Origin of the sequence: Streptomyces sp. NPDC001903, from assembly GCF_042891345.1 — a bacterium.
GTDB lineage: Bacteria > Actinomycetota > Actinomycetes > Streptomycetales > Streptomycetaceae > Streptomyces.
On the sequence record NZ_JBIASZ010000002.1, the window covers coordinates 440,915 to 461,376 of the forward strand.

Annotated in this window: 20 protein-coding genes, 2 tRNA genes and 1 riboswitch; of the genes, 8 read left to right on the forward strand and 14 right to left on the reverse strand. The window is 71.0% G+C overall.

What is annotated here, in order from left to right; all coding sequences use genetic code 11:
• The first annotated feature begins 7 nt into the window (after positions 1-7).
• The gene (locus ACFYZS_RS05610; protein WP_389007140.1) at positions 8-1,006 is read left to right on the forward strand and encodes an endonuclease/exonuclease/phosphatase family protein; all 999 of its coding nucleotides are present in this window, start codon (positions 8-10) and stop codon (positions 1,004-1,006) included.
• An 86-nt stretch (positions 1,007-1,092) separates the two neighbouring features.
• Here ACFYZS_RS05610 and ACFYZS_RS05615 read toward each other — a convergent pair whose 3' ends face one another.
• Positions 1,093-1,977: a hypothetical protein gene (locus tag ACFYZS_RS05615; RefSeq protein WP_389007142.1), complete on the reverse strand. Its 885-nt coding sequence runs from the start codon at positions 1,975-1,977 to the stop codon at positions 1,093-1,095.
• A 10-nt stretch (positions 1,978-1,987) separates the two neighbouring features.
• Positions 1,988-2,437 carry a papain-like cysteine protease family protein gene (locus ACFYZS_RS05620; RefSeq protein ID WP_389007144.1) on the reverse strand — a complete coding sequence of 150 codons (450 nt, stop codon included), beginning with the start codon at positions 2,435-2,437 and terminating at the stop codon, positions 1,988-1,990.
• A 49-nt stretch (positions 2,438-2,486) separates the two neighbouring features.
• On the opposite strand from ACFYZS_RS05620, the gene ACFYZS_RS05625 reads away from it, so the two are divergent.
• Positions 2,487-2,624: a hypothetical protein gene (locus ACFYZS_RS05625; RefSeq protein WP_389007146.1), complete on the forward strand. Its 138-nt coding sequence runs from the start codon at positions 2,487-2,489 to the stop codon at positions 2,622-2,624.
• 281 nt (positions 2,625-2,905) lie between these two features.
• Complete coding sequence (locus tag ACFYZS_RS05630) at positions 2,906-3,487, forward strand: CHAP domain-containing protein (protein WP_389007148.1); 582 nt, start codon at positions 2,906-2,908, stop codon at positions 3,485-3,487.
• A gap of 79 nt (positions 3,488-3,566) precedes the next feature.
• On the opposite strand, the gene ACFYZS_RS05635 is transcribed toward ACFYZS_RS05630, so the two are convergent.
• Positions 3,567-4,547, reverse strand: coding sequence for an RICIN domain-containing protein (locus ACFYZS_RS05635; RefSeq protein WP_389007149.1), 981 nt, complete (start codon positions 4,545-4,547; stop codon positions 3,567-3,569).
• A 130-nt stretch (positions 4,548-4,677) separates the two neighbouring features.
• Positions 4,678-5,259, reverse strand: coding sequence for a TetR/AcrR family transcriptional regulator (locus ACFYZS_RS05640; RefSeq protein ID WP_389007151.1), 582 nt, complete (start codon positions 5,257-5,259; stop codon positions 4,678-4,680).
• Between the two features lie 57 nt (positions 5,260-5,316).
• On the opposite strand from ACFYZS_RS05640, the gene ACFYZS_RS05645 reads away from it, so the two are divergent.
• The 3 genes from ACFYZS_RS05645 (at position 5,317) to ACFYZS_RS05655 (ending at position 6,957) form a co-directional block, all read left to right on the forward strand.
• Entirely contained in the window at positions 5,317-5,796 is a 480-nt protein-coding gene (locus ACFYZS_RS05645; protein ID WP_389007153.1) for an SRPBCC family protein, read from the forward strand.
• Positions 5,797-5,892: 96 nt separating this feature from the next.
• Positions 5,893-5,966: transfer RNA gene (locus ACFYZS_RS05650), tRNA-Met, on the forward strand.
• A gap of 391 nt (positions 5,967-6,357) precedes the next feature.
• A complete protein-coding gene (locus ACFYZS_RS05655; RefSeq protein ID WP_389007155.1) occupies positions 6,358-6,957 on the forward strand; it encodes a hypothetical protein in 600 nt (199 codons plus the stop codon).
• 31 nt (positions 6,958-6,988) lie between these two features.
• Here the strand turns inward: ACFYZS_RS05655 and ACFYZS_RS05660 are convergent, their stop codons facing one another.
• On the reverse strand, positions 6,989-7,255 hold the full coding sequence (locus ACFYZS_RS05660) for a hypothetical protein (RefSeq protein ID WP_389007156.1): 267 nt from the start codon (positions 7,253-7,255) through the stop codon (positions 6,989-6,991).
• A gap of 111 nt (positions 7,256-7,366) precedes the next feature.
• Here ACFYZS_RS05660 and ACFYZS_RS05665 point away from each other — a divergent pair.
• Positions 7,367-7,441 (forward strand) — tRNA-Trp (locus ACFYZS_RS05665).
• Positions 7,442-7,489: 48 nt separating this feature from the next.
• Here ACFYZS_RS05665 and ACFYZS_RS05670 read toward each other — a convergent pair.
• From ACFYZS_RS05670 to ACFYZS_RS05685, 4 genes are all read right to left on the reverse strand, one after another.
• On the reverse strand, positions 7,490-7,879 hold the full coding sequence (locus tag ACFYZS_RS05670; protein WP_389007550.1) for an acyl-CoA thioesterase: 390 nt from the start codon (positions 7,877-7,879) through the stop codon (positions 7,490-7,492).
• Positions 7,880-8,022: 143 nt separating this feature from the next.
• A riboswitch (cobalamin riboswitch) is annotated at positions 8,023-8,249 on the reverse strand.
• An 85-nt stretch (positions 8,250-8,334) separates the two neighbouring features.
• Complete coding sequence (gene zwf / locus ACFYZS_RS05675; RefSeq protein ID WP_389007158.1) at positions 8,335-9,795, reverse strand: glucose-6-phosphate dehydrogenase; 1,461 nt, start codon at positions 9,793-9,795, stop codon at positions 8,335-8,337.
• A 370-nt stretch (positions 9,796-10,165) separates the two neighbouring features.
• Positions 10,166-11,314: a serine hydrolase domain-containing protein gene (locus ACFYZS_RS05680; RefSeq protein WP_389007160.1), complete on the reverse strand. Its 1,149-nt coding sequence runs from the start codon at positions 11,312-11,314 to the stop codon at positions 10,166-10,168.
• Positions 11,315-11,362: 48 nt separating this feature from the next.
• Positions 11,363-12,445 (reverse strand): hypothetical protein, encoded by a 1,083-nt coding sequence (locus tag ACFYZS_RS05685; protein ID WP_389007162.1) that lies wholly within the window; start codon positions 12,443-12,445, stop codon positions 11,363-11,365.
• Between the two features lie 264 nt (positions 12,446-12,709).
• On the opposite strand from ACFYZS_RS05685, the gene ACFYZS_RS05690 reads away from it, so the two are divergent.
• Positions 12,710-13,438 (forward strand): MarR family transcriptional regulator, encoded by a 729-nt coding sequence (locus ACFYZS_RS05690; RefSeq protein WP_389007164.1) that lies wholly within the window; start codon positions 12,710-12,712, stop codon positions 13,436-13,438.
• Positions 13,439-13,530: 92 nt separating this feature from the next.
• Here the strand turns inward: ACFYZS_RS05690 and ACFYZS_RS05695 are convergent, their stop codons facing one another.
• From ACFYZS_RS05695 to ACFYZS_RS05715, 5 genes are all read right to left on the reverse strand, one after another.
• Positions 13,531-15,234 (reverse strand): WD40 repeat domain-containing protein, encoded by a 1,704-nt coding sequence (locus ACFYZS_RS05695; RefSeq protein ID WP_389007166.1) that lies wholly within the window; start codon positions 15,232-15,234, stop codon positions 13,531-13,533.
• The gene (gene ribA / locus ACFYZS_RS05700; RefSeq protein ID WP_389007167.1) at positions 15,231-15,902 is read right to left on the reverse strand and encodes a GTP cyclohydrolase II; all 672 of its coding nucleotides are present in this window, start codon (positions 15,900-15,902) and stop codon (positions 15,231-15,233) included. Before ribA ends, ACFYZS_RS05695 begins: the two co-directional genes overlap by 4 nt.
• Before the next feature lie 11 nt (positions 15,903-15,913).
• A complete protein-coding gene (locus ACFYZS_RS05705; RefSeq protein WP_389007169.1) occupies positions 15,914-17,197 on the reverse strand; it encodes an MFS transporter in 1,284 nt (427 codons plus the stop codon).
• Complete coding sequence (locus ACFYZS_RS05710; protein WP_389007171.1) at positions 17,194-19,095, reverse strand: PQQ-binding-like beta-propeller repeat protein; 1,902 nt, start codon at positions 19,093-19,095, stop codon at positions 17,194-17,196. Before ACFYZS_RS05710 ends, ACFYZS_RS05705 begins: the two co-directional genes overlap by 4 nt.
• 448 nt (positions 19,096-19,543) lie before the next feature.
• On the reverse strand, positions 19,544-20,119 hold the full coding sequence (locus ACFYZS_RS05715) for an NADPH-dependent FMN reductase (protein WP_389007173.1): 576 nt from the start codon (positions 20,117-20,119) through the stop codon (positions 19,544-19,546).
• Positions 20,120-20,462 lie beyond the last annotated feature (343 nt).

Consider the following 20,462-nt stretch of genomic DNA (forward strand, 5'->3'; position numbering starts at 1 on the left):
GTCACTCATGACACAGATCCGGATTTCCACCTTCAACCTTGAGAATTTCGACGAGACCCCACCGGACGTCCGCCCGAAGCTGGAGGAGCGCATCCGGCTGATGAAGCCGCAGATCAAGCGGCTGCGTGCCGACATCGCCTGCTTCCAGGAGGTCCACGGGCAAGAGCGCCCCGGCCAGCCGCGTGCATTGCTGGCCCTCAAGGAGCTGCTCACGGGGACCAATCTGGACGGGGCCGAGCTGGTGAGCACGAAGCCCCAGGACGACGCGGTCTACGACGTCCGCAACCTGGTCATCGCCACCCACCTGCCGGTCATCAAGCACGAGCAGCTGAAGAACGACCTCGTCGCCGAGCCCCGCTACCAGCGGCTCACCGCTCTGCCCCCCGACGCGCAGCCGATCCCGATCGGGATCGAACGGCCCGTCCTGCATGCTCAGATCGACACCGATCACGCGGCGCCCGGCCGCCTGTTGCACGTCATCACCGTGCACCTGAAGTCCAAGATCCCGAGTGACATCCCCGGTCAGGTGCTCGACCCCAAGAGGGGCATCTGGAACACCGCAGACGCCTGGGCCGAAGGCAGCTTCCTGTCGTCCATGAAGCGCATGAGCCAGGCCCTGGAGGTACGGCGCCTGATCGACCAGATCCTCGAGGACGACCACGACGCACGGATCATCGTCACCGGCGACTTCAACGCCGAGCCGGAGGAGGTCCCGGTCCTGGCGATCTGCGGCAACGTCGAGGACACCAACAACGGCAAGCTCGCCCCGAAGGTGCTGGTCCCCATCGAACGCACCATCCCGAGCGACGCCCGCTACACCCTCTTCCACCACGGTCGCGGCCAGATGATCGACCACATGCTCGTCACCCGCAACCTTCTCGCCCACTACCGCGGCTCGGAGATCCACAACGAACTCCTCCACGACGACTCCCTCGCCTTCGCCACCGACGAGAAGTTCCCCGAATCCGACCACGCCCCCGTCGTCGCCACCTTCGAATTCGACTGAGGCACGCGGCTGTTGCACGGTCTCCGAGCGGCGCTCCGCCCCGGCCGGCTGCCGGGACGGAGCGCGAGGACGTACGGGCTCGGGCGTCAGTGGGTGCGTGCGCTCCGGCGCCGGCGGAGCAGGACGGCCCCGCCCGCCAGGGCGAGTGCCGAGCCTGAACCGCCGGCGAGCAGCAGGGTGGAGGGCCAGGCGTCGTCCGCCCTGCTCTGCAGGCCGTAGCCGCTGGAGTAGCCCTTGGTGTCGTAGTCCGTGCCGGGCAGCTTGTCGGCGTAGCGGGCCTTGACCAGCTTCTGGTAGTCGCCGAGAGACACCGCCGACTGACCGCCGAGCCCTTGCCGGGCCTGGTCGTTGAGGGGTTCGACGGTGGTGAGCTTGAGCTGGTACCAGCCGCGGATCTGCGGCTCGGTGAAGACCAGCGTGCCCGCGGTGGCCTTGCCGGCGTACACGGCGTCGACGTCGCCGTCGCGCACGGCAGCCAGGTGCCAGCCGCCGCCCCGGGTGGGGGCGAGCATGACGGTCGCGTTGCGGCCGTTGACGGTGGTGCTGAGCGAGGAGACCAGCTGCGTCAGCTTGACCGCCTCGGTGGGCAGCGGCTGGACGGTGCCCTCGACGAACCCGGGGGCGATCTCGTTCCGTGCCAGCGGGTCCTTGATGGTGAAGACGGGGAGGCCCTGGCAGGGCTCGGCGGTTTCGGGGATCGTCTCCACCGGCCCGCCGACGCCGCCGCCGGAGGGCACCGGAGTGCGCAGGAAACGGCAGACGGCGTTGCGGACGTCGGTGGACTTCACCGCGTTGAGGGCTGCCTGGTAGTCCGGGATGTCGGCGGGGAGAGGGTCCTTCGCCGTGACCGCGTGGGCCGGACCGACGACGGACAGCAGTGCGGACGCACTCATCGCGATGACGACGGACAGACGGGAGAAGCGGTGGGCTGCCCGCTTGGTGGACGTGGTGGTGCCGCTGGTGTCGCGCATGTCGCCTGCCTTAGCGGGAGATACCGATGCGGGAATGGGTCCACTTGGACGAGCTGTTGCTCACGTAGTCGTTGTAGTTCCACCACGTGTACGTGGTGGTGTCCGGCCACGGGTCGGCCACCGCGATCGTGCTGTTCGAGGTGTCGAAGCCGTAGACCACGTTCATGTGGCCGCCGCCGGACGACCACCCGATGCGGGCACCGATCGGCCGGGCCGCCTTGACGTCGGTGTACACCTGGTTGAACGTGGCCGCGCTGCTCAGGCCCGAGCCGGTGTGGGCCATGCCGAGACTGCTCCAGCCCCTGGCCATGTCGTCGAGCGTGGCGGGCTGGTTGTTGCAGCCGTAGTAGGGCTGGGCCCTGTTGCAGAAATCCGTCTGCGTGGAGCCTAAGCCCTGGAACTTGGCGATGGTCAGCCCGGAGGCGACCCAGCACCACTGGGTCTTCTCCTGCTTCAGCATGCTGATGGTGTCCTGGCCCGCTTCCGCGTGAGCCGTGCCTCCCGCGGCCGTGAGCGTTCCCAAGGCGGCCAGCGCGATGGCCGACGCCGTGGTTCCGTACCTGAACCTGCCCATTTTCCTGCCTTCCCCTGATGGGTTCAACGAGATGAACGGGGCGATCTGGCAGAAATATGACAGCGCATCATGACGGGGGCACATAAGGGGGTTTACAGGTAATTACCCCGAACTGATTATTCGTCGGGTAATCATTGCGGAGCGTGGCCACGCCCTACGGCTGTGGCCGCGCCGCTGCTCCGACTCCGGACGCGCGTCCGGGGCGTACGGGCTGAGCTGCACGGACAGCGGGCCGGACAGGGTCGGACAGGCCCGGACGGTGGATCGCTTGGTCGCGCCGCGTCGCCCCGTCGAGAGTTCTGGCATCCCAGCGAACAGCCGTGCCAAGCACGGCACTCGACGATGGAGTCAGCCATGCGCAAGTTCACGTCCTTCGCGGCCAGGGGCGCCGTGATCGCCCTGCTCGCCGGCACCGCGACGGCCATTCCGGGCCTCGCCAACGCCCAGCCGTCTTCGTTAGGAACACAGATAGCCACCACCGCCAAGGGGCAGCTCGGCGCCGGTCCCTGCGGTCTGAACAACAAGGGCAGCTACTGGGGCCGGGGCACGGACCAGAACGGCAGCTGCGGGCCCAACCACACCGAAGCGCACCCGTGGTGCGCCGACTTCGTCGGCTGGGTGTGGTGGAAGAACGGCGTCGGCGGCAGGATGAACAAGCTCAACGACCTCGCGTCCAGCTTCACCGCCTACGGTTCGATGCACTCGACCCCGAAGGTCGGTGACGCGATCCTCTACAACCAGCACACCCCGAACCCCGGAGACGACCACGTGGCCATCGTGGTGGCCGTCTCCGGCTCGAAGATCACCGTGGTGGGCGGCAACCAGGGCACGCCCGGCAGCGTGAGCCCCCACACCTGGAACTCGTACAAGGTCGGAACCTGGGTCAACAACCACACCCAGATGATCAGCGGTTACGTCACTCCGGTGGCCGGCTGACATCGTGCGGGTGACCCGCCGCCCCGTCCGGGCGGCGGGTCACCCGTTCGGAGCGCGGGGCTCCGGGTCCGCCCCGCCGTCAGCTCGGGTCGGAAGTCTGCGGGAGCAGGTCGAACAGGAAGCGCTGGCCGGTCTGCTCGCCACAGGGCTGCTGGACCGCTTCGGCTCCCACGGCCGTCTCGCCGTCCTGGATCCCCAGGCAGAGGGCGGTGTGGGCGCGCCGCAGACGGTAGCCCTCCTCGGCCTTCGCGCTGAAGCGTTCGATCCGGAAGAGCTGGGCGTCCTTGTCGGCCAGGCAGTTCTCCTGCGGCTCCACCAGCCCTTTGGCGGGGCCGCTGTCGATGACGGTCAGGCAGCCCATCGCCTTGGTCCTCGGATGCTCCCACTTGACGTTGGCCAGTTCGTCGCCGTCCGGCTGGAGGAACGAGCGCGGGCCGGGGTCCGCGCAGGGGCGTTGGACCGCCACCTCGGACCGGTAGCGGCCGGAGCGTTCGGTCCCGGCCGTGAGGCACAACTCGGGGCGCTGCGCGGGGTGGATACGGGCCCACGTGCCGGCGGAGGTCACGGGAAGGAGCGCCGGGGGCCGGCCGGCGCCCGTACCCGTCACGTGTGAGCCGGAGGACGTGAGCCGGCCGCTCAGCAGGACACCTGCCGCCAGAGCTGCCGTCAGCACCAGCGCGGTCACCGCGAGTGCGAGCCGTCGGCGGTGTCCGGAACCCGTCGGCGGCGACCGCCTCTCGCCGTCGCCCTCGCCCCCGGCGGCGTCCGCGAGGGGGTGGGCGTCCCCGCTCGCCAGGAGTGCCCAGGCCTCCATCCATTCCGCCGACCGGTCTTCCTCACCGCAGGCGCGGACGAACGCGGCGACCGTCTCGCGGCGGGGCAGGGTGCGTCTGCGCAGCAGGTCGGCGGCGGTACTCCGGGGCAGGACGTCCCCCTGGGCCACGGCGCGGCTCTCCAGTTGCCGCAGGGTCAGGCCGGAACGGGCCTTGAGCCCCCGCAACGCCGCCGTGAACTGCGCGACGGTGCGTATGTCGGCGGGCTGTAAGTCGGTCTCATCCATCCGAACAGGAGTAGTGCACGGGCCGATGGCGGGCAACGGGTTCACCGGCCGATCCCACGAATTCCTGGAGTCGTCGGTGCCGGAACCAGCCGCCGACCGCGGCCGGATCCCGCCACCGCGCACCGGCTCGTCAGCCGAGCAGGGCGGCCGCGGATTCCACGGCGAGGTCCTCGGCGTGCGGGGGCAGCGGACGGCCTGCCCGCAGGGGGCGGCGGACCACCGCGAGCGGCAGGTCGATCAGGGCCAGGGCGATCCGGTCACGGCCCTCGGGCCCGGTCAGGCCGACGGCCGCGCCGACCGCGCCGAGGCGGGCGAACACCCGCTCGTTGCCCCGGTCCGCGCGTTCCCGGTGCTCCTCGGACCAGCCGGCCCGGCCGAACTCCTCGGCGCCGTACAGGAGCAGCGCCGCCTCCCCGGGGTGGGCCCGGCTCCAGGCGACGACGTGCCGGGCGCCGGCGCGGGCCGCGGTGCGGGGGTCGGGGTCGCCGTCGAGGGCGGCGAGGTAGCCCTCCTGGAAGCCCTCGACGGTACGCAGCCACACCTCGGCGAGCAGCGCGGGGCGCCCGGGGAACCGGTGGTACACGGATCCGCTCGGCGCGCCGACCGCCTGGGCGACGGCGGACATGGTGACCGCGGCCGGGCCGCCGGCGGCCGCGAGGAGGACGGCGGCGTCGAGGAGCGCCTCGGCGTCGAATCGGGGTGGTCTCGGCATGAATCAGAGAGTACTCTCTAGTTCAATTAGAGGTTACTCTCCAATTGGAGAAGCTCCATGCCCGTCCACAACGTCCACGAACGCCTGCTGCCCATGAAGGCGGCCGAGGCCGGCGCCCTCCTCGACTCCCTCTCCGACGGGCCGGCCGACCGGCTCTGGCCGCACCTGACCTGGTCTCCCATGGAGTTCGACCGCCCGCTGTCGGCGGGCGCGAAGGGCGGGCACGGCCCGGTCCGCTACACGGTCGCCGCGTACGTCCCGGGTACCTGGGTCCGCTTCGCCTTCAGCGGCCCGCGCGGCTTCCACGGCTTCCACGAGTACGCGGTGCTGCCCGTCGACAACGAGCACACGGTGCTGCGCCACACCCTGTCGATGCGGGTCACCGGAATCGCCCGGTTGAGCTGGCCGCTGGCCTACCGCTGGCTCCACGACGCACTGCTGGAGGACAGCCTCGACCGCGCCGAACACCCGGCCCGGCGCGCCCGCTGGTCCCCGTACGTCCGGCTGCTCATGGCCATCGCCCCGAAGGAGCGCTGACGGGGCTCGAGCCCTTGCTCCCGGCGGGTCCGAGAGGCACCCGCGGTGAAACCTGGTCGAACACCGCCGTGTGGTGCCGTAAGGTGGGTTCACCGACGCGGGGTGGAGCAGCTCGGTAGCTCGCTGGGCTCATAACCCAGAGGTCGCAGGTTCAAATCCTGTCCCCGCTACTGCACCGGAAGGGCCCGGATCCTCACACGGATCCGGGCCCTTCCGCCGTACCCGAACACCTTGACGCTGCCCGGGCCGGTGGATTCGCCACCGGTCTCACCCGGGGCGGCCCACGACCCGCCCCGGAGCCGGAACAAGACGGTATAGCCGAGGCAAAGCACCCGCTGCACCGCCTCTCCGCTTCACCATCATGGGGAGCGTCGGCTGCAGCAGGCTTCGGTGAGCTCCGGGAGTGCTTCATTGGCAGGTATCGCGGGCCGTCAGGCCCGGCTCAGGCTTGCCCGTCGGCGGCCCCGCCCTCAGCGGGTCCGGCCGAGAGAGTCGGCGACACCCGACGCCGAGCCCGGCCGTGCTCCCGCGCTGCGGTGGTGGCGGCGGGTCGATTGGACCGTGACCGCCACGCTGGTCACCGTGCTGGTGGCGGCCGGCGGTCTGCTCTTCACCGGTGTGAGCACGTACTACGCCACCGAAGTGGCGGTGGACCAGCTGAACCAGTCCCGTGAGGACGACGAGACGAAGGAGCGCAAGCAGGCGGAGTTGGTGTCCATGTGGTCGGAGCGATTGGCAAACGGCGGGAGCAGCGGCGTCATCTCCAACCGGTCCTGGGACCCGATCACCGAGATCGCGGTGGTCGGACGCGCGCTACCCGGTCCGAGCGTTTCGAAGCCACGCCCGGACGGCAGGGTGTTCCTGGTCGTGTTCCAGACCCTTCCTCCCTGTGCGAAGGTCACCCTCACCCCCGATGTACTGGTGGCTTCCCTCGGAGACGCGTGGACGCCGGACACCCGGATCGAGGTGGAAACCGTCTGGTTCCGCGACTCCTCCGGAGCATCGTGGAAACGCGACAGCACCAAGCCGCTCGTCCACTCCAAGATCACCCGCGAGGAATTGAAGGCACAGACCGGTGTGGAAGTAACCGACAACACGGTCGACCCGAGACTCCGGGCCCGGGTGGCAGCGGCCGAACCCCTGCAGGAATGCGTCAAGTAGCCTACGGCGCCGCCCAGTCGCCCCGGGCGCGTCACCTCGTCCGGTTTTTCCTCAGCTCGGCGAGCCAGGCGCGCAGCTGTTCGTCGTCGTGCAGGTAAGCGCCGCTCTCGTCCGCGGGAAGGTCGATTCCGTGGAGGAGACAGAGTGCCCACCAGGAGATGTCGTCCCAGTCCAGCCCATCGTCGGCCACCCACCGGCCGGCCCAGCGGTCGGCCTCGTCCCGGGTCAGCCGTCCATCGACCAGCGCGACGAAGCGCTCCTCGATCTCGTCAAGCGTCGGCTGGTGGCGGGCGTCCATGCCCTGACGGTACATGCAGGGCGCAGGTCGGCCGATGCGGCACCAGGGGGTGTCCTGTCGATCGGGCCCGGCCTGATCGACGGGACACCCCCTAGGATCACGGGCGTGGGCGGGGCCGTAGCGCAGAGGTCGACGCGCGTGGTCTCCAAAATCACGAGGACGCCGGTTCGAATCCGGCCGGCTCCGCCCCGCCCCGCGCCGTGGGTCTGGCGACCCGCTCGGACCCGGCCCTGCTCAGGAGGTGGCGGGGCCTTCCGGCGCCGAGGCCGAGGACTGCGGCGTTTCGAGGGTCGGGACGGGCCGTGGCCGGCCCTCGGCGTCTATCGCGACGAAGGTCAGCCGGGCCGTGGCCACTCGGCTCGTGGGACCCGAGGCGTTCCAGCGTTCGGCCCCTACGCGCACGCCGACCGTCATCGAGGTCCGGCCGGCCCGTTCCAGCTCGGCGTCGACGCTGAGCAGGTCCCCCGCGCGTACGGGCGCGAGGAAGGACATGCGGTCCACGGCCACGGTCACCGCGGGGCCGTCGGCGTGGCGGCCGGCCGCCGCGGCGGCCGCGTCGTCGATGAGCTTCATCACCACGCCGCCGTGGATGGTGCCGTAGAGGTTGGTGTCGTGCTCGCTCATGATGTGGGCGAGCGTCACCCGGGAGTCACCCGGCTGCTTGGACAGGCGCTCGGGGGTGGCGGTCAGGTCGGCCACGTCAACTCTCCTTCGCGAGTTGCGGCGGGAAAGGGCACCGGCGTGGTCGCCGAGCCCCCGCATGCCGTTTCGGCATGCGGGCAGCGGGCAGGTCTTCGGACTCGCGGGCATGCCTGCCGGTCTCCCGGCGGGCTCCTACTGGCCGTCGCTTCCCAGGACCGTTGTCCGGTCCCAGTGCGTATGACGGCGGTCGTTCCCGCTCACCGCTGCGGGGCAGTCCCGGATTCCCACCGGGTTCCCTCTTACGACGCATCCCGCCTGGCGGACGGGGCGAACCAGCTGCACCGGCCACCCTACTCGCGCCGACAACGACCCCCACCACGGGTGCCTCCGTGCCCCCGCGAGGCCGGCCGGCGCCAGCCAGGGCTTTGCGGACACCCCTACGCGGACGTGGCCCGCCGGTCGGGCAGGTGCCAGCGGTACGGCGCGACGAGGGCGTCGATGCCGCCCGGACCCCAGCTCCCGGGGGCGTACGGCTCCACCGCAGGCGGGGTGTCGAGCAGCGGGGCCGCCACCTCCCAGAGCCGTTCGACGCCGTCGGAGCGCGTGAACAGGGACTGGTTGCCGCGCATGGCCTCCAGGAGGAGGTGCTCGTACCCCTCCAGGAAGTTCTGTGCGGCGAACGAGGTGCGGTAGTTGAAGACCATGTCGCCGTCGGCCAGCTGCATCGTGGGCCCCGGCTCCTTGACGAGGAAGCGGACGGTGATGGACCCGGGGTCGTCGAAGTCGATGACGAGTTCGTTGCTCCGGCCGTCCGCGGCTGCCCGCGCGTCCAGCGGGAACATCCGCAGGACGGGCTCGCGCAGGCCGAGCGTGACCACGTGCCGGCCTTCGGCCAGGGCCTTCCCCGTACGCAGGTGGAACGGCACCCCCGACCAGCGCCAGTTGTCGATCCCGACCCGCAGCGCGACGAACGTCTCCGTGTCCGACGCCGGATCCACTCCCTGCTCGTCGCGGTAGCCGGTGTACTGGCCTCGGACGACGTGCGCGGGGTCCAGCGGGCGCATGCTGTGGAAGACCTTGACCTGCTCGTCGCGGAGCGCGTCCGCCTCCAGGGCGACCGGCGGTTCCATGGCGATGAACCCGAGCAGCTGGAAGAGGTGGGTGACGACCATGTCGCGGAAGGTTCCGGTGCCCTCGAAGAAGCGGGCGCGGCCCTGGATGTCGATGTGCTCGGGAACGTCGATCTGTACGTGGCTGATGTGCTCCCGGTTCCACAGCGGTTCGAAGAGGCCGTTGGCGAAGCGGAGCGCCAGGACGTTGTCGACGGCTTCCTTCCCGAGGAAGTGGTCGATCCGGAACACCCGAGACTCGTCGAAGACGGCGTGGATGGCGGCATTGAGCTCGCGGGCGGACGCGAGATCGGTGCCGAAGGGCTTCTCGACGATGACCCGGCCGTCCCCGGCGAGCCCCGTGGCGCCGAGCAGCTCGATCATCGAGGTGAACGCGACGGGGGGCACCGCGAGGTGGAAGAGCCGGCGCGGCTCGCCCCCCAGGGCCGCCTCGGCCTCGCGTACGGCTGTCATCAGGGGATCCGCCGCTCCCGTGTCGGCCGCGCCGAAGGACAGGGCGGCCGCGAACGCCTCCCAGGCCGGGCCCTCGGGCCGCGAACGCCCGAACTCCGCCACCGCCTGCTGCGCGTGGTTGCGGAACTCCTGGTCGGTGAGGGCCTCCGTCGCCGGCGCGGTGCCGACGATGCGGTAGCGCCGCGGCATCAGCCCCGCTCGCGCCAGGTGGAACAGCCCGGGCAGCAGCTTGCGCCGGGCCAGGTCGCCCGTGGCGCCGAACAGCACGATGACGTGGTCCGCGGGCGGCTCGGGGGACTGGGCGGGCTGGACCATCGGGCATCCTCACTCGTCCGCGCCTCAGCGCTGCACCGGCCCGGTCCGGGCCCCGTGCCGTCTTCCGACGCGCCACCCTGGCGGCGGCCGTGCGTCCTCAGGCCCCACTCTGCGCGTCCCCGGCCGATCCGGCACCCCGGGCCCGTACGGACGGGAGCGTGCACGGGCGGGCCGCTGGTGCTCAGGTCGCCGCAGGCACCTGCCGATGGCGCGGCGGCCATCCGCAGCGGCCCCGCTCGCCGGCGTGCGGGCCTCGCCCGGGCGGGACTGCGCCGCCCGGGCGGGACTGCGCCGCACGGGCGAACGGCGCCGCCGGGGCCGGCGGTCGCCCGGTCTTGGAGCAGCCCCGCCGTCCGGCCTCCGACGTCCCTCAGCCGTCGGCAGCCACGCCGAACTCGGTGGCGAGGATGTCGTCGAAGACGCCCAGGCCGCTCCAGTCTCCGTTGACCTGGCTGGTGAGCAGGTGTTCGCCGTCACGGGAGCCCACGGCGTAGGTCCAGGAGCCGTACGTCGCGCCCGCATTGCCCCAGACCGTGACGCCGGCCGGCAGCGCCTGGGAGAAGACGCCCAGGCCGTACCGGGTGCCCGGAATCCACGGCACGGGTCCCGCGGTGTCGACGGTGGTGAACATCTCCTGCTGCTGATCGGCGGGCAGCAGGTTCCCCCGGAGCAGCTCGCCGAGGAAGCGCCGCAGGTCGCCGGTGGTCGAGACGATACCGCCGGCCGCCCATGCGAAGGACTGGTTCATCTCGGTCGCGTCGTGCACCTCGGGCCGGGGGCCGGGGGCGAACAGGGTGGAGTAGTGCCGGGGGTGCGGCCCGCGGATCGTCGGTTCCGCGTCCGGCAGGTAGGTCCCGGTCAGCTCCAGGGGCCGGAGGATCCGTTGCGTGAGCGCTTCGCCGAACGTCCCGCCCGTGACCTTTTCGACGATCAGGGCGGCCAGGAAGTAGTTGGTGTTGGAGTAGAGGAACGCGTCCCCCGGAGCGAAGGCCGGCGGGGTGGCCAGGCCGATGCCGACCAAGCGCTCGGGGGTGTAGGTGTCGTGGCGGTGCTCGAACCACTGCGCGCCGATGCCCTTCTTGAAGAACTCCGGGTCGTTGCCGTAGTTGAAGATGCCGCTGGTGTGGTTGAGCAGCTGCCGGACGGTGATCGAACGGCCGTCGTAGCCGTTGCCCGCCACCAGTCCGGGCAGCCACCGCTCCATCGTGTCGTCGAGGCCGAGCCTGCCTTCGGCCGCCAGCTGCAGCACCAGCACGGCGGTGAACGCCTTCGTCGTGCTCCCGATGCGGAACCGCTCGGACGGGTGGCGCTTGCGCCCGGTCGCGGTGTCGGAGAAGCCCGCCGAGCCGAACCACTCGCCACGGCCGTCACTGACTTCGACGACGATGCCGGGAGCGCCGCCCTGGGCCACGGCGCCGTCCAGGGCATTCTGCAGTGCGCAGCGGACGGGGGCCGGCGCGGGGTCCGTCGGGGCACCCTCCACGGTTGCGGTCGCCTCGGCGGAGTGGGGCGTGGTCATGGCGGTCTTCCTTTCGGGTGATCGGTTCATCGGGGCGGGAAGGCGGGGTCAGCACGCCGGCCGGGAGAGCACGGGGCCTGCGGCGGGCTCGGCCGCGGCCGCTTCGACCGCGGCGGAGTCGGCCGTCACGGGCTCGGCTGTGGCCCGTCCGGCCGTGGCGCGTCCGGCCGTGGCGCGTCCGGCCGTGGCGCGTCCGGCCTTCGCGATGACTGCTGCGGTGGTCGCCGCCGTGAGGAGCAGCACCGCGGCGAGGGCGAGGAGGGTGGCGGCGTCGGGATGGATCAGGGACTGGCCGCGCCACGCCTGCCAGGTCACCACCGCGACCAGCCCCGTGTAGCCGAGGGCGGCGCTGCCGACCAGGCGTGCCCGTACCTTCTCGTCGCGCAGCCGGACGTGCTTGGCGGCCAGGGCGCCCAGTACCGCGGTGATCACGAGCAGCACCTGGATGCCGTGCAGGGCGAAGAAGTGCGGTACCCGGAAGTCGCCTCCGGTCACGCTCCAGTTGGTCAGCGGCATGCCGTGGCCGTCGGGGTCTCCGATGCCGTGGCCCTGGTACATCTGTACGGGGCGGCCGTTGGCGTCGGTCACCGTCCGGGAGTGGATCTCGGTGATCATCCAGAAGACCGGAACGACCATGCCGAAGGTGGCGAGCGCGAGGCCTGAGCGGATGGCGCGGTTCAGCGCCGCTCCCCCGGTGCGCTGGATCAGTACGACGACCGCCAGGATCAACTGCGCGACGACGATGACCATCACGCCGAAGGTGAGGAGCGGGACCAGGGCCAGGGTGACGGGGTCGCTCCGGTCCGCGTTGAAGTGGCTGAAGGTGCCGCGCGCCGCCTGGGCGGTGATGGCGCCCACCTCGACGGTGGCGGCCACCGCGAAGACGGTGCCCAGCCACCGTCCCAGCCGTCTGCCCCTCGTCAGCTTGGTCAGCAGCCAGGCCAGCGTGCCCGCGTAGAGGCCGAAGGCGAAGCCGAACTTGAGCGGCTTCACCCACACCGACTCGTCCAGCAGGGTCCGTCCGTCGACGAAGGTGCCGACGCCGGAGACGAGTACCAGCCCGAGCATCAGTGCGGCACAGACCACCAGCGGCCGGTGCCAGGCGCGCACGGGGGTGAGGAGGGATGTCATGGGGGCTCCGATCAGGGCGGCGAGCAGCCCTCGGCCGGGCCTGCTCGGTTCACTCCGCTTGTTCGCGAATGACTAAAAGCTAAATTGCTTTCACTTTTTCGTCAATCAAAAAGCGACCAACTTCGGCATTCTGCCTGGTCATTGAGCGAAACTCTTGCAATGACAATGAAGCCGAATGCAAATCCACGCGCAGGGAATTTGCAATGGACTGACCGCGAACGCAATACTGGCCGCACACCCGGAACCGACGCGGAGGCCATGGCGATGCCCGGAGGCAGACTGACCCATAACGAGCGACGGGAGATCGCCGAGGGACTCGGGGCAGGGCTCACCTACACCGAGATCGCCGGGCGACTGGACAGGCCGATCTCCACCGTCACCCGGGAGGTGGCCCGCAACGGCGGCCCCACCGCCTACCGGGCCGACGCCGCGCAGCACGCCACCGCGGGGCGCGCCCGCCGCCGCAGGCGGCCCCCGGCCCCGGCCGCCTCCCCGGCGGCGGGCGACGTCCGCGGACGCGACCCGGAGGCCGTCCTCGAACTGGAGGAACAGTTCACGGCGATGATGGTCGGCACGGGTCTGCCGCGGATGACCGCCCGCGTACTGACGTGCCTGTACGTCACCGATGGCGGCAGTCTGACCGCCACCGAGCTCGCCCAGCGCCTCCAGGTCAGCCCGGCCTCCGTCTCCAAGGCGGTCGGCGAACTCGAACAGCAGGAGCTCATCAGGCGTGAACGCGACGCCGGCAGGCGGCGCGACCGGTACGTCATCGACGCCGACGCCTGGTTCCGCGGCTGGATGGCCAGCGCCCGCCAGAACGCCCAGCTGGCCGACTTCGCCCTTCGCGGCGCCCGGGTCCTCGGCGCCACGACACCCGCCGGCATCCGGATGCAGGACATCGGCCACTTCTTCGAGCACGTCGGCCAGGCCATGATCCAGGCGGCCGAACAGTGGCGGCAGGCCGACGCCGCGCGGCGGAACACACCCGGCTGAGGCGACGGCGGCCCTGCGCGCGTCAACGCCGAATGCCGCCGCGCCGCGGAGGAGCGGCGGCGCGGCGGCACTGGCTGGGCAGTCCCCGGTGGTCAGGCGCCGTGCGGCTCCCGGACCGCCGGGACCGGGTACACCGAGCCGTCGTACGAGGCCGCGAGGAAGGTGTCCGCCTCCGGCGCGTAGTGGAGGCCGGAGATGCCGGCGGTGGTCGGCTTGCCGACGTACGGCCAGGTTCCGGTGCGCGTGTCGTAGACGGCGACCGTGCCCCCGTACGAGCCGGTGGCCACCAGGGCTCCGTCGGTGGAGGCGGCGACGCACTTGACGGAGTGGTCGTGCGGGGTGGGTACGGCCGTCGCGCCGTCGCCGTCCCACAGGCGCAGGACCAGGTCCCGGCTGACGCTGGCGAACCGGCCGCCGGGCAGCGGTGCGCAGCCGTTGGCGATCCGGGTGTGCGCCTCCTCCACGCGCGCGGTCTCCTGGAGGGTCCGCGTGCTGAACCAGCTGGCCGAGGCGTCCGCGCACACCGCGAAGATCGTGTCGCCCGATACGGCCAGGCCCTTCACGGCGTTGGCGAGCAGCGGGAGCGTCGCCACGTGCTCGACGACCCCGTCCGCCCGTACGGCGAAGACGAGGCCCTCACCGGTGTAGGCGCCGACGACCACGTGCGGTACGCCGTCGCGCTCGAAGGCGGCCGCGCAGTTCAGCGGGGAGCGGTGCTGGTGGAGCGTCTCGCCGGTGTCGGCGTCGAAGACCCGGCCCAGCTGGCCTCCGGTGAGCACCCTGCCGCCCACGGGGACCAGGAAGTTGCACAGGCTGTCCGGACGTCCCCCCTCGACCCCGTCGACGCGGACGACGCCCGCGTCCCCGACGGTGTAGGTGCGCCCGTCCGGCAGGGTGGTGACGGCGTTCACGCACCGCGTGCCCTCCACCAGCTCCAGGTTCCAGGTCGCGGAGGCGGTGTCGTACGTCGCGTACGTGGAGCCGAAGGTGGCGAAGGCGAGCGTGTGGTCGTCGAGGAAGGCACAGGACCGGGCCCAGATCTCCGCGGGGAACTCGGTGGTGTGCAGCGGACGCAGCCCCTCGGCCGTGTCCCAGACGCGCAGGGAGCGGTCGTAGCTGAGGCTGACGAGGGCGCCGGTCGCGGAGTTGAGGACGAGGCGCTTGATGCCGGCGTCGTGGGCCGGGAAGTACTCGGTCTCGCCGTTCTCGATGCGGATGATGGCCCCGTCGTCGTTGCCGGCGAACACCACGCCGCCGCGCGTGATCGCGATGGTGTCCGTCTCGACGCCGTCGAGGTCGATGTCCGCGGTCATCTCGCCCGTGGCGAGCGACCAGCGCTTGATCGTCCCGTCGTCGCTGGAGGAGATCAGCTCGCCGGTGGCGGGCAGCCACTCGACGGAGATCACATCGGCGGTGTGTCCCTCGAAGCGGCGGACCACGGCGCCGGTGAAGTCGTAGACGCGGACCGTGTGGTCGCGGGAGGCGGTGGCGACCAGCTGCTGCTCCGGGTGGAAGACGGACATCTCCACGTCGTCCTTCTGGTCCCCGAGCACCGCGCGCAGCCGCAGGTCGGGGACCGACCACAGGCGCGCGGAGTAATCGCTGGAGGAGGTGACGAGCAGCGAGCCGTCCGGGCTGAACGCCACCTGGTTGACCAGATGGTCGTGCACGCCGCGGGCCAGGGGCGTGTGCCCGGCGGCGTCCCAGAGGATGACCTGGTTGTCGTAGCCGGCGGTGGCCACGTAGCGGTCACCGAAGGTGGCGACCCCGCTGATCGGGCCCTGGTGTTTGATCACGCGATCTTCTCCTTGAGGCTGATGGTGTGCAGCGTCTTGTCGGCCTTCGCCGTGAGGTAAGAGATGTTGTGGGGGTTGGCGAACACCCCCGTCCGTACGGTGCTGCGCACGGCGATGCCGTGCCGGGTCAACTGGCCGGACTTGTCGGGGTTGTTCGTGAGCAGATCGACCTCGGTGACCCCGAGCGTCCGCAGCATCTGCGCCGCGGCCGTGTAGTCCCGCAGGTCGTCCCCGAGGCCCAGGGCGCGGTTGGCCTCGTACGTGTCCAGGCCGTCGTCCTGGAGCCGGTACGCGTCGAGCTTGTTGTAGAGCCCGATGCCGCGCCCTTCCTGGCGCAGGTAGAGCAGCACTCCGCCGACGCCGTCGATCATCCGCAGGGCCTCGTGCAGCTGCGGACCGCAGTCGCACCGGGCCGATCCGAAGACGTCGCCGGTCAGGCACTCCGAGTGGAGGCGGACCAGGGGGACTCCGTCGGCCGGGAGGACCCCCAGGCGCAGGGCCAGGTGCTCCTTGCCGTCGGCCAGTCCGTCGAAGGTCATCACCTGTGCGTCGAACTGGGGGCCGGTCCCGAAGTCGAGCGGTACGCGCACTTCGGAGCGGACCGTGGCACGGGACCGGAGGGGGCCCGGGTGGGCCGTCCTGCGGGATACTTCGGCAACTTCCTGCATGGTGATTCCTCCTAGACGTTCGATGCGGAGGCGACCGGCGCGGACGGCCGGGCCCAGTCCTTGCGGCCGCGCCTCAGGTACCAGAGGGCGGAGCACGCGCCGAGGCCCAGCACGAGGAACGTCCCCCGTGCTCCGACGGCCTCGGTCAGCGCCGGGGTGATTGCGGGCGAGAGCAGTGCGGCGCCGCCGGTGATGAGCCACATCAGCCCCGAGGCGCGCCCCAGCACCGGGCCTGGCAGGTACTTGACCCGCATCATCACGACGGTGCTCAGGACGGCGCCCTCGCCGAGCGCGCCGAGCGCGACCGCCGCGAGGAACACCGGCCACCAGGGCACGGCGAGCAGCAGCAGCGACAGGCCGCAGGCCGTCATGCCCAGCGTCAGGGAGATCCACGGGCGGATCCGCTTGCGCTGGGCGACGAGCAGGTTGCCGGCGAGCATGCACGCGTTCATCACGGTGATGACGGCGCTCACGGAGCGGTCGGAGAGGTGCCAGGTGTGGCCCAGCGAGTAGACGACCAGGGCCTCGAAGCCCGCACCGCAGGTGATGGCGAGCACCACCTGCACGATGAGCATGTCGAGGACGCGGCGGTCCGCGGCGATCGCCTTCCAGCCTTCGGAGAGCTTCCAGTGGCGGCCCCCTCCCGGCGCGCCCGGCTGCACGCGGGGCGGGTGCACCCCCGCCGCCCAGACCGCGATCGGGGCGAAGAAGGTGGCCAGGTTGAGCCACAGCAGACCCTCGTGGCCCATGAAGGGCAGGCAGAGGGAGAAGACCACGGGGCCGATGAGGGTGGCGGCGAAGAACAGGCTGTTCAGCGTCCCTCGTGCCCGCACCGGGCAGTCGGGGAACATCCCCGGCACCCCGGTCATCCAGCCCGTCCGGTACGCGGCTCCGCCGATCGCGACGAGCAGCGCGCAGACGAAGAGCGAGGCCGGGGTGGGCGTGCCCGCGTGCAGGACGAGGTTCATGGCCAGGGCCGCGGCGGCCTGCAGCAGCAGGCCCGGTACGACCAGGGCCCGCGGCCCCCAGCGGTCGGCCACCCAGCCCAGGGAGGGTGCGAGGAGCATGCCGAGGGGGACCGCGGCGGCCAGCAGGGTCATGATGGCGAGCGAGCCGGTCAGCCGGTAGGCGAGCAACGGCAGGGCCGTGGCGTACATCGCCTCGCCGATGTTGTTGATCGCGTTTCCCGCGGCGAACACCGTGAACCGCGGGTTCTGGAAGGGCGAGGGCTCGACCACCGCGTCCGAGCCGGAGGCCGGGCCCGCCTTGGGCGTGGTGGCCGCGGGAGCGCTCATCGTGCGCCGGCGTTCGGGTAGTCGCCGGCGGAGGTGGGCAGCCACAGGTCGCGCACGGCGGTCAGGACGCTGTCCTTGCGGTCGCGGTCCAGCCGGTAGAGCCGCAGGAATCCGCCGCGGCCGCCGATGACGACGTACGTGGTGCCGTTCTGGCCGCGCAGCAGGGCGATGCCCTTGGGGAAGTCGGGCAGGTCCTCGTGGAGCCCGAGCAGTTCACCGGATTCGTGGTCGTACGCCGCGACCTGGAGGCCGTACGTGATCGCGACGAGGATGCCGTCGGCCACGACGCAGTTCTCGCCGGTGTTGTCGAGCAACTCGGTGAAGCGCTGGTCGAGTCGGGGTCGGCCGACCTCGAACTCCTTGATGCCTCCGCCACCGGTGGCGCGTACCCGGTCGCCGTCGACGAGCAGGCGCTTGGGGTAGCCGCCGAGTTCGGTGGTCCAGGTGGCCTCTCCCTCGGCGGAGTAGGCGGCCATCACCCCGTTGCGGGTGGCGATGAGCCGGCTGCCGTCCTCCAGGTAGGCGCTCGCCCAGGCGCTGGCGGGCAGGCCGTCGATCCGGGACAGCTCCTCGCCGGTCGCGGCGTCGAGCTCGATCGCGCCGGCGTTGCAGGCGACGAGCAGCCGGCTGCCGTCGGGGGACCGGCTGAGCGTGTGCGAGATGGCGGGCATCTCCCGCTCCCACACCACCTGGCCGGCGCCGGAGACGCGGCGTACGGTCCCCGGCCAGAAGACTCCTGCCCAGCCGCCGTCGTCGAGGGTGACGAGGCGGCGAGTGAAGCCGAGGCCCGAGAACTCCTGTCCGGCCAGGACCAGCGCCGGGTGGCCCGGGACCTGCTCGACCAGGCGCAGCAGGGCGGTGCCGTCGTCGGTCGCGGCCAGCAGGGCGCTGTCGTCGCCCGGGACGGGCTGGAGGTCCCACACGCACTGGCGCTCGTAGCCGAGCCGGGCGCGTACGGTGCCGTCCGCCGTCAGCGCGGTCACCTCACCGTCCTGGGTGAGCGTGTAGACGTCGCCGTACTCGTCGACGGTGATGTCGATGATCTGGTGGCTGAAGCCGCCGACGCGCTTGGCCACGCGCAGCTCGGGGTCGGTGTTGTCGAAGATCAGCAGCTCGCCGTCGAAGCCGCCGGTGTAGACGGAGGTGAAGTCGGGCGAGAAGACGAGGCCTTCGACGTCGTTGCGCGCGTAGTCGAACCGCTCGCCGACGGTGCCGTCGAGACCGAGGGTGATCACGCCGTTGGCGATGTTGTGGGTCTCGTCGATGCCCGCGTCGCCGAGGGCCCAGAGGCGGTCGTGCCGGGCGTCGTAGACGACCCGGTGGACGTTGGACCTGTCGACCTGGACGACCGTCGGAAAGGAGAGCTCGGGCAGCGAGCCGAGGTGGATGCGGCCGGACCGGTCGGAGACGGCGTGCACCCCGGGGGCGTCGGTGCAGAACCATTCGAGCATGTCGTAGCCGTGCGGCCACTCGGTGATCCGCTCGATGGTGAAGGTCTCCAGGTCGATGACGACCAGCTGGAAGTACCCGTTGTTCGTGTAGAGCTTGCCGTCCCAGACGCCGATGCCGCGGAGCATCGTGGGGGCGGGCTGCTCGCCTTCGAGGAGCAGGGAGGTGTCGGCGGTCGCGGCGGCGTCGAGGCGGTCGGAGAGCCGCAGGGTGTCGGCGTGCCAGCGGGAGATCGTGCCCGCCTTGTCGCGCGTGACGATCCAGTCGTCGACGAAGGTGACGGCGTAGACCGGGTCGCCTGCCGGGTCCTGCGACGGGGCGGAGGAATGGGACGAACTCAGCACGTTGAGATCGCGGTCGAGCCAGTGCAGACCACCACGGGCATCCGCGCCCAGGAGGCCCCGGCCGGGACTGTTCACGATGCGGGTAAGGCGCTCCAGGTTCGCCACGGAAATACCTCCTGTTGATGAATGGATGCAATGGGACAGCCCCCGGGGAAAGCCGATCGCTTTCCCCGGGAGACGAGTGCCCGAGGGGTTCACCCCTCAGCCGCGATGCGGTTTGCGCATCAGATGTCGTGACGGACGACACGGCGAATGATCTTCTCCACGGAAATCACCTCCTTCAGCGGACGGGACACCGGGAGCGATCCGGCCCGGAAGGGCTCAGATCCTGTTGTTGACGACGCGACGGACGACATTCTTCTTCACGGAATTCACCTCCTTCGCGATGCGGGGACGGCGGCCCGGGAACGGAGAATCAGATGTCGTGGCGGACGACGCGGCGAACGATCTTCTCCATGGACATCACCTCCTTCTGCGGGTGGGGGATGGATGTGCCCGGCCGGAGACCACGGTCTCGACGGGCAGGTCTGTGGGTGCGTCCGAGGGGCCCGGTCTAGGCCGCGACGGGGACTCGGCGGTGGCCGCGCACCGCGGCGACGGTGGCGTCGACGAGGCCTTCGAGCTCCGCCACCACCGAGGGCTCGGTGATGGTCCCTTCGTGGCCGACCAGGAGCTCGGCGTTGCCGATGGCCACCCGCGCGTGGTCGACCAGTACGGCGCCGCACCGTTCGAGGACCCTGCGGGTGTCGGGCTGCGCGTCGGCGCCGCCGTACGTCCCCGGGGAAGCGGTGAGGAGCGCGACGGGCTTGCCGGAGAGCGAACTCGCCTTCCACGGCCGGGAGAGCCAGTCGAGGGCGTTCTTCAACGCCCCTGTCATGGCGCCGTTGTAGGACGGCGTGCTGATGATCGCGGCATCGGACGCGATGAGCAGCTCGCGTGCGGCGCGCACCTCCGCCGGCCCGGGACCCACGTCCAGATCCTCGTTGTAGTGGGGAAGATCGGCGACCTTGATCTCCCATGTGCGGAATTCACCTTCACGCCGGTCGAGAATGCTGCGGATGGTGGCGAGAGCAGCACTGTTCACCGAGTGCCGGCGCAGACTTCCCGACACGAGAACGATCCTGGCCATAACTCAACTCCCTACCGGTCGGCGACCCTCCGTCTCGTTGGCGGTTGGCCTTCCTCGTAGGAATGAGATTGCCGTCTGGAATGCAGTGGCGAGAACTCTGTTTTCAGGCTGAATCAAGTCGCGGCCGAATTGGTCCCGGAATCTCTCCTTCCCGCCCGGGCGGCCCGGGTGGGGAATACGTCCGGTCGGCCGCTCCGCAGATGGCGCGCTGCCCGTGGGGCGTGAGGGGGGTGGGAACGACCGGTTGGACCGGCCGTGGAGGGCGGTGGAGGGCGGTGGCGCACCGGTGGAAGGGTCCACAACCGGCCAGAGGATCTCCGCGGCCGTCCCGGGCCCGGTGATC

Excerpts from the sequence above, each read along its gene's own strand:
- ACFYZS_RS05610 (WP_389007140.1), top strand. The coding sequence starts at position 8 with ATGACACAGATCCGGATTTCCACCTTCAACCTTGAGAATTTCGACGAG.
- ACFYZS_RS05615 (WP_389007142.1), bottom strand. The coding sequence starts at position 1,977 with ATGCGCGACACCAGCGGCACCACCACGTCCACCAAGCGGGCAGCCCAC.
- ACFYZS_RS05620 (WP_389007144.1), bottom strand. The coding sequence starts at position 2,437 with ATGCTGAAGCAGGAGAAGACCCAGTGGTGCTGGGTCGCCTCCGGGCTG.
- ACFYZS_RS05630 (WP_389007148.1), top strand. The coding sequence starts at position 2,906 with ATGCGCAAGTTCACGTCCTTCGCGGCCAGGGGCGCCGTGATCGCCCTG.
- ACFYZS_RS05635 (WP_389007149.1), bottom strand. The coding sequence starts at position 4,547 with ATGGATGAGACCGACTTACAGCCCGCCGACATACGCACCGTCGCGCAG.
- ACFYZS_RS05640 (WP_389007151.1), bottom strand. The coding sequence starts at position 5,259 with ATGCCGAGACCACCCCGATTCGACGCCGAGGCGCTCCTCGACGCCGCC.
- ACFYZS_RS05645 (WP_389007153.1), top strand. The coding sequence starts at position 5,317 with ATGCCCGTCCACAACGTCCACGAACGCCTGCTGCCCATGAAGGCGGCC.
- ACFYZS_RS05660 (WP_389007156.1), bottom strand. The coding sequence starts at position 7,255 with ATGGACGCCCGCCACCAGCCGACGCTTGACGAGATCGAGGAGCGCTTC.
- ACFYZS_RS05670 (WP_389007550.1), bottom strand. The coding sequence starts at position 7,879 with ATGAGCGAGCACGACACCAACCTCTACGGCACCATCCACGGCGGCGTG.
- zwf (WP_389007158.1), bottom strand. The coding sequence starts at position 9,795 with ATGGTCCAGCCCGCCCAGTCCCCCGAGCCGCCCGCGGACCACGTCATC.
- ACFYZS_RS05680 (WP_389007160.1), bottom strand. The coding sequence starts at position 11,314 with ATGACCACGCCCCACTCCGCCGAGGCGACCGCAACCGTGGAGGGTGCC.
- ACFYZS_RS05685 (WP_389007162.1), bottom strand. The coding sequence starts at position 12,445 with ATGACATCCCTCCTCACCCCCGTGCGCGCCTGGCACCGGCCGCTGGTG.
- ACFYZS_RS05690 (WP_389007164.1), top strand. The coding sequence starts at position 12,710 with ATGCCCGGAGGCAGACTGACCCATAACGAGCGACGGGAGATCGCCGAG.
- ribA (WP_389007167.1), bottom strand. The coding sequence starts at position 15,902 with ATGCAGGAAGTTGCCGAAGTATCCCGCAGGACGGCCCACCCGGGCCCC.
- ACFYZS_RS05705 (WP_389007169.1), bottom strand. The coding sequence starts at position 17,197 with ATGAGCGCTCCCGCGGCCACCACGCCCAAGGCGGGCCCGGCCTCCGGC.
- ACFYZS_RS05715 (WP_389007173.1), bottom strand. The coding sequence starts at position 20,119 with ATGGCCAGGATCGTTCTCGTGTCGGGAAGTCTGCGCCGGCACTCGGTG.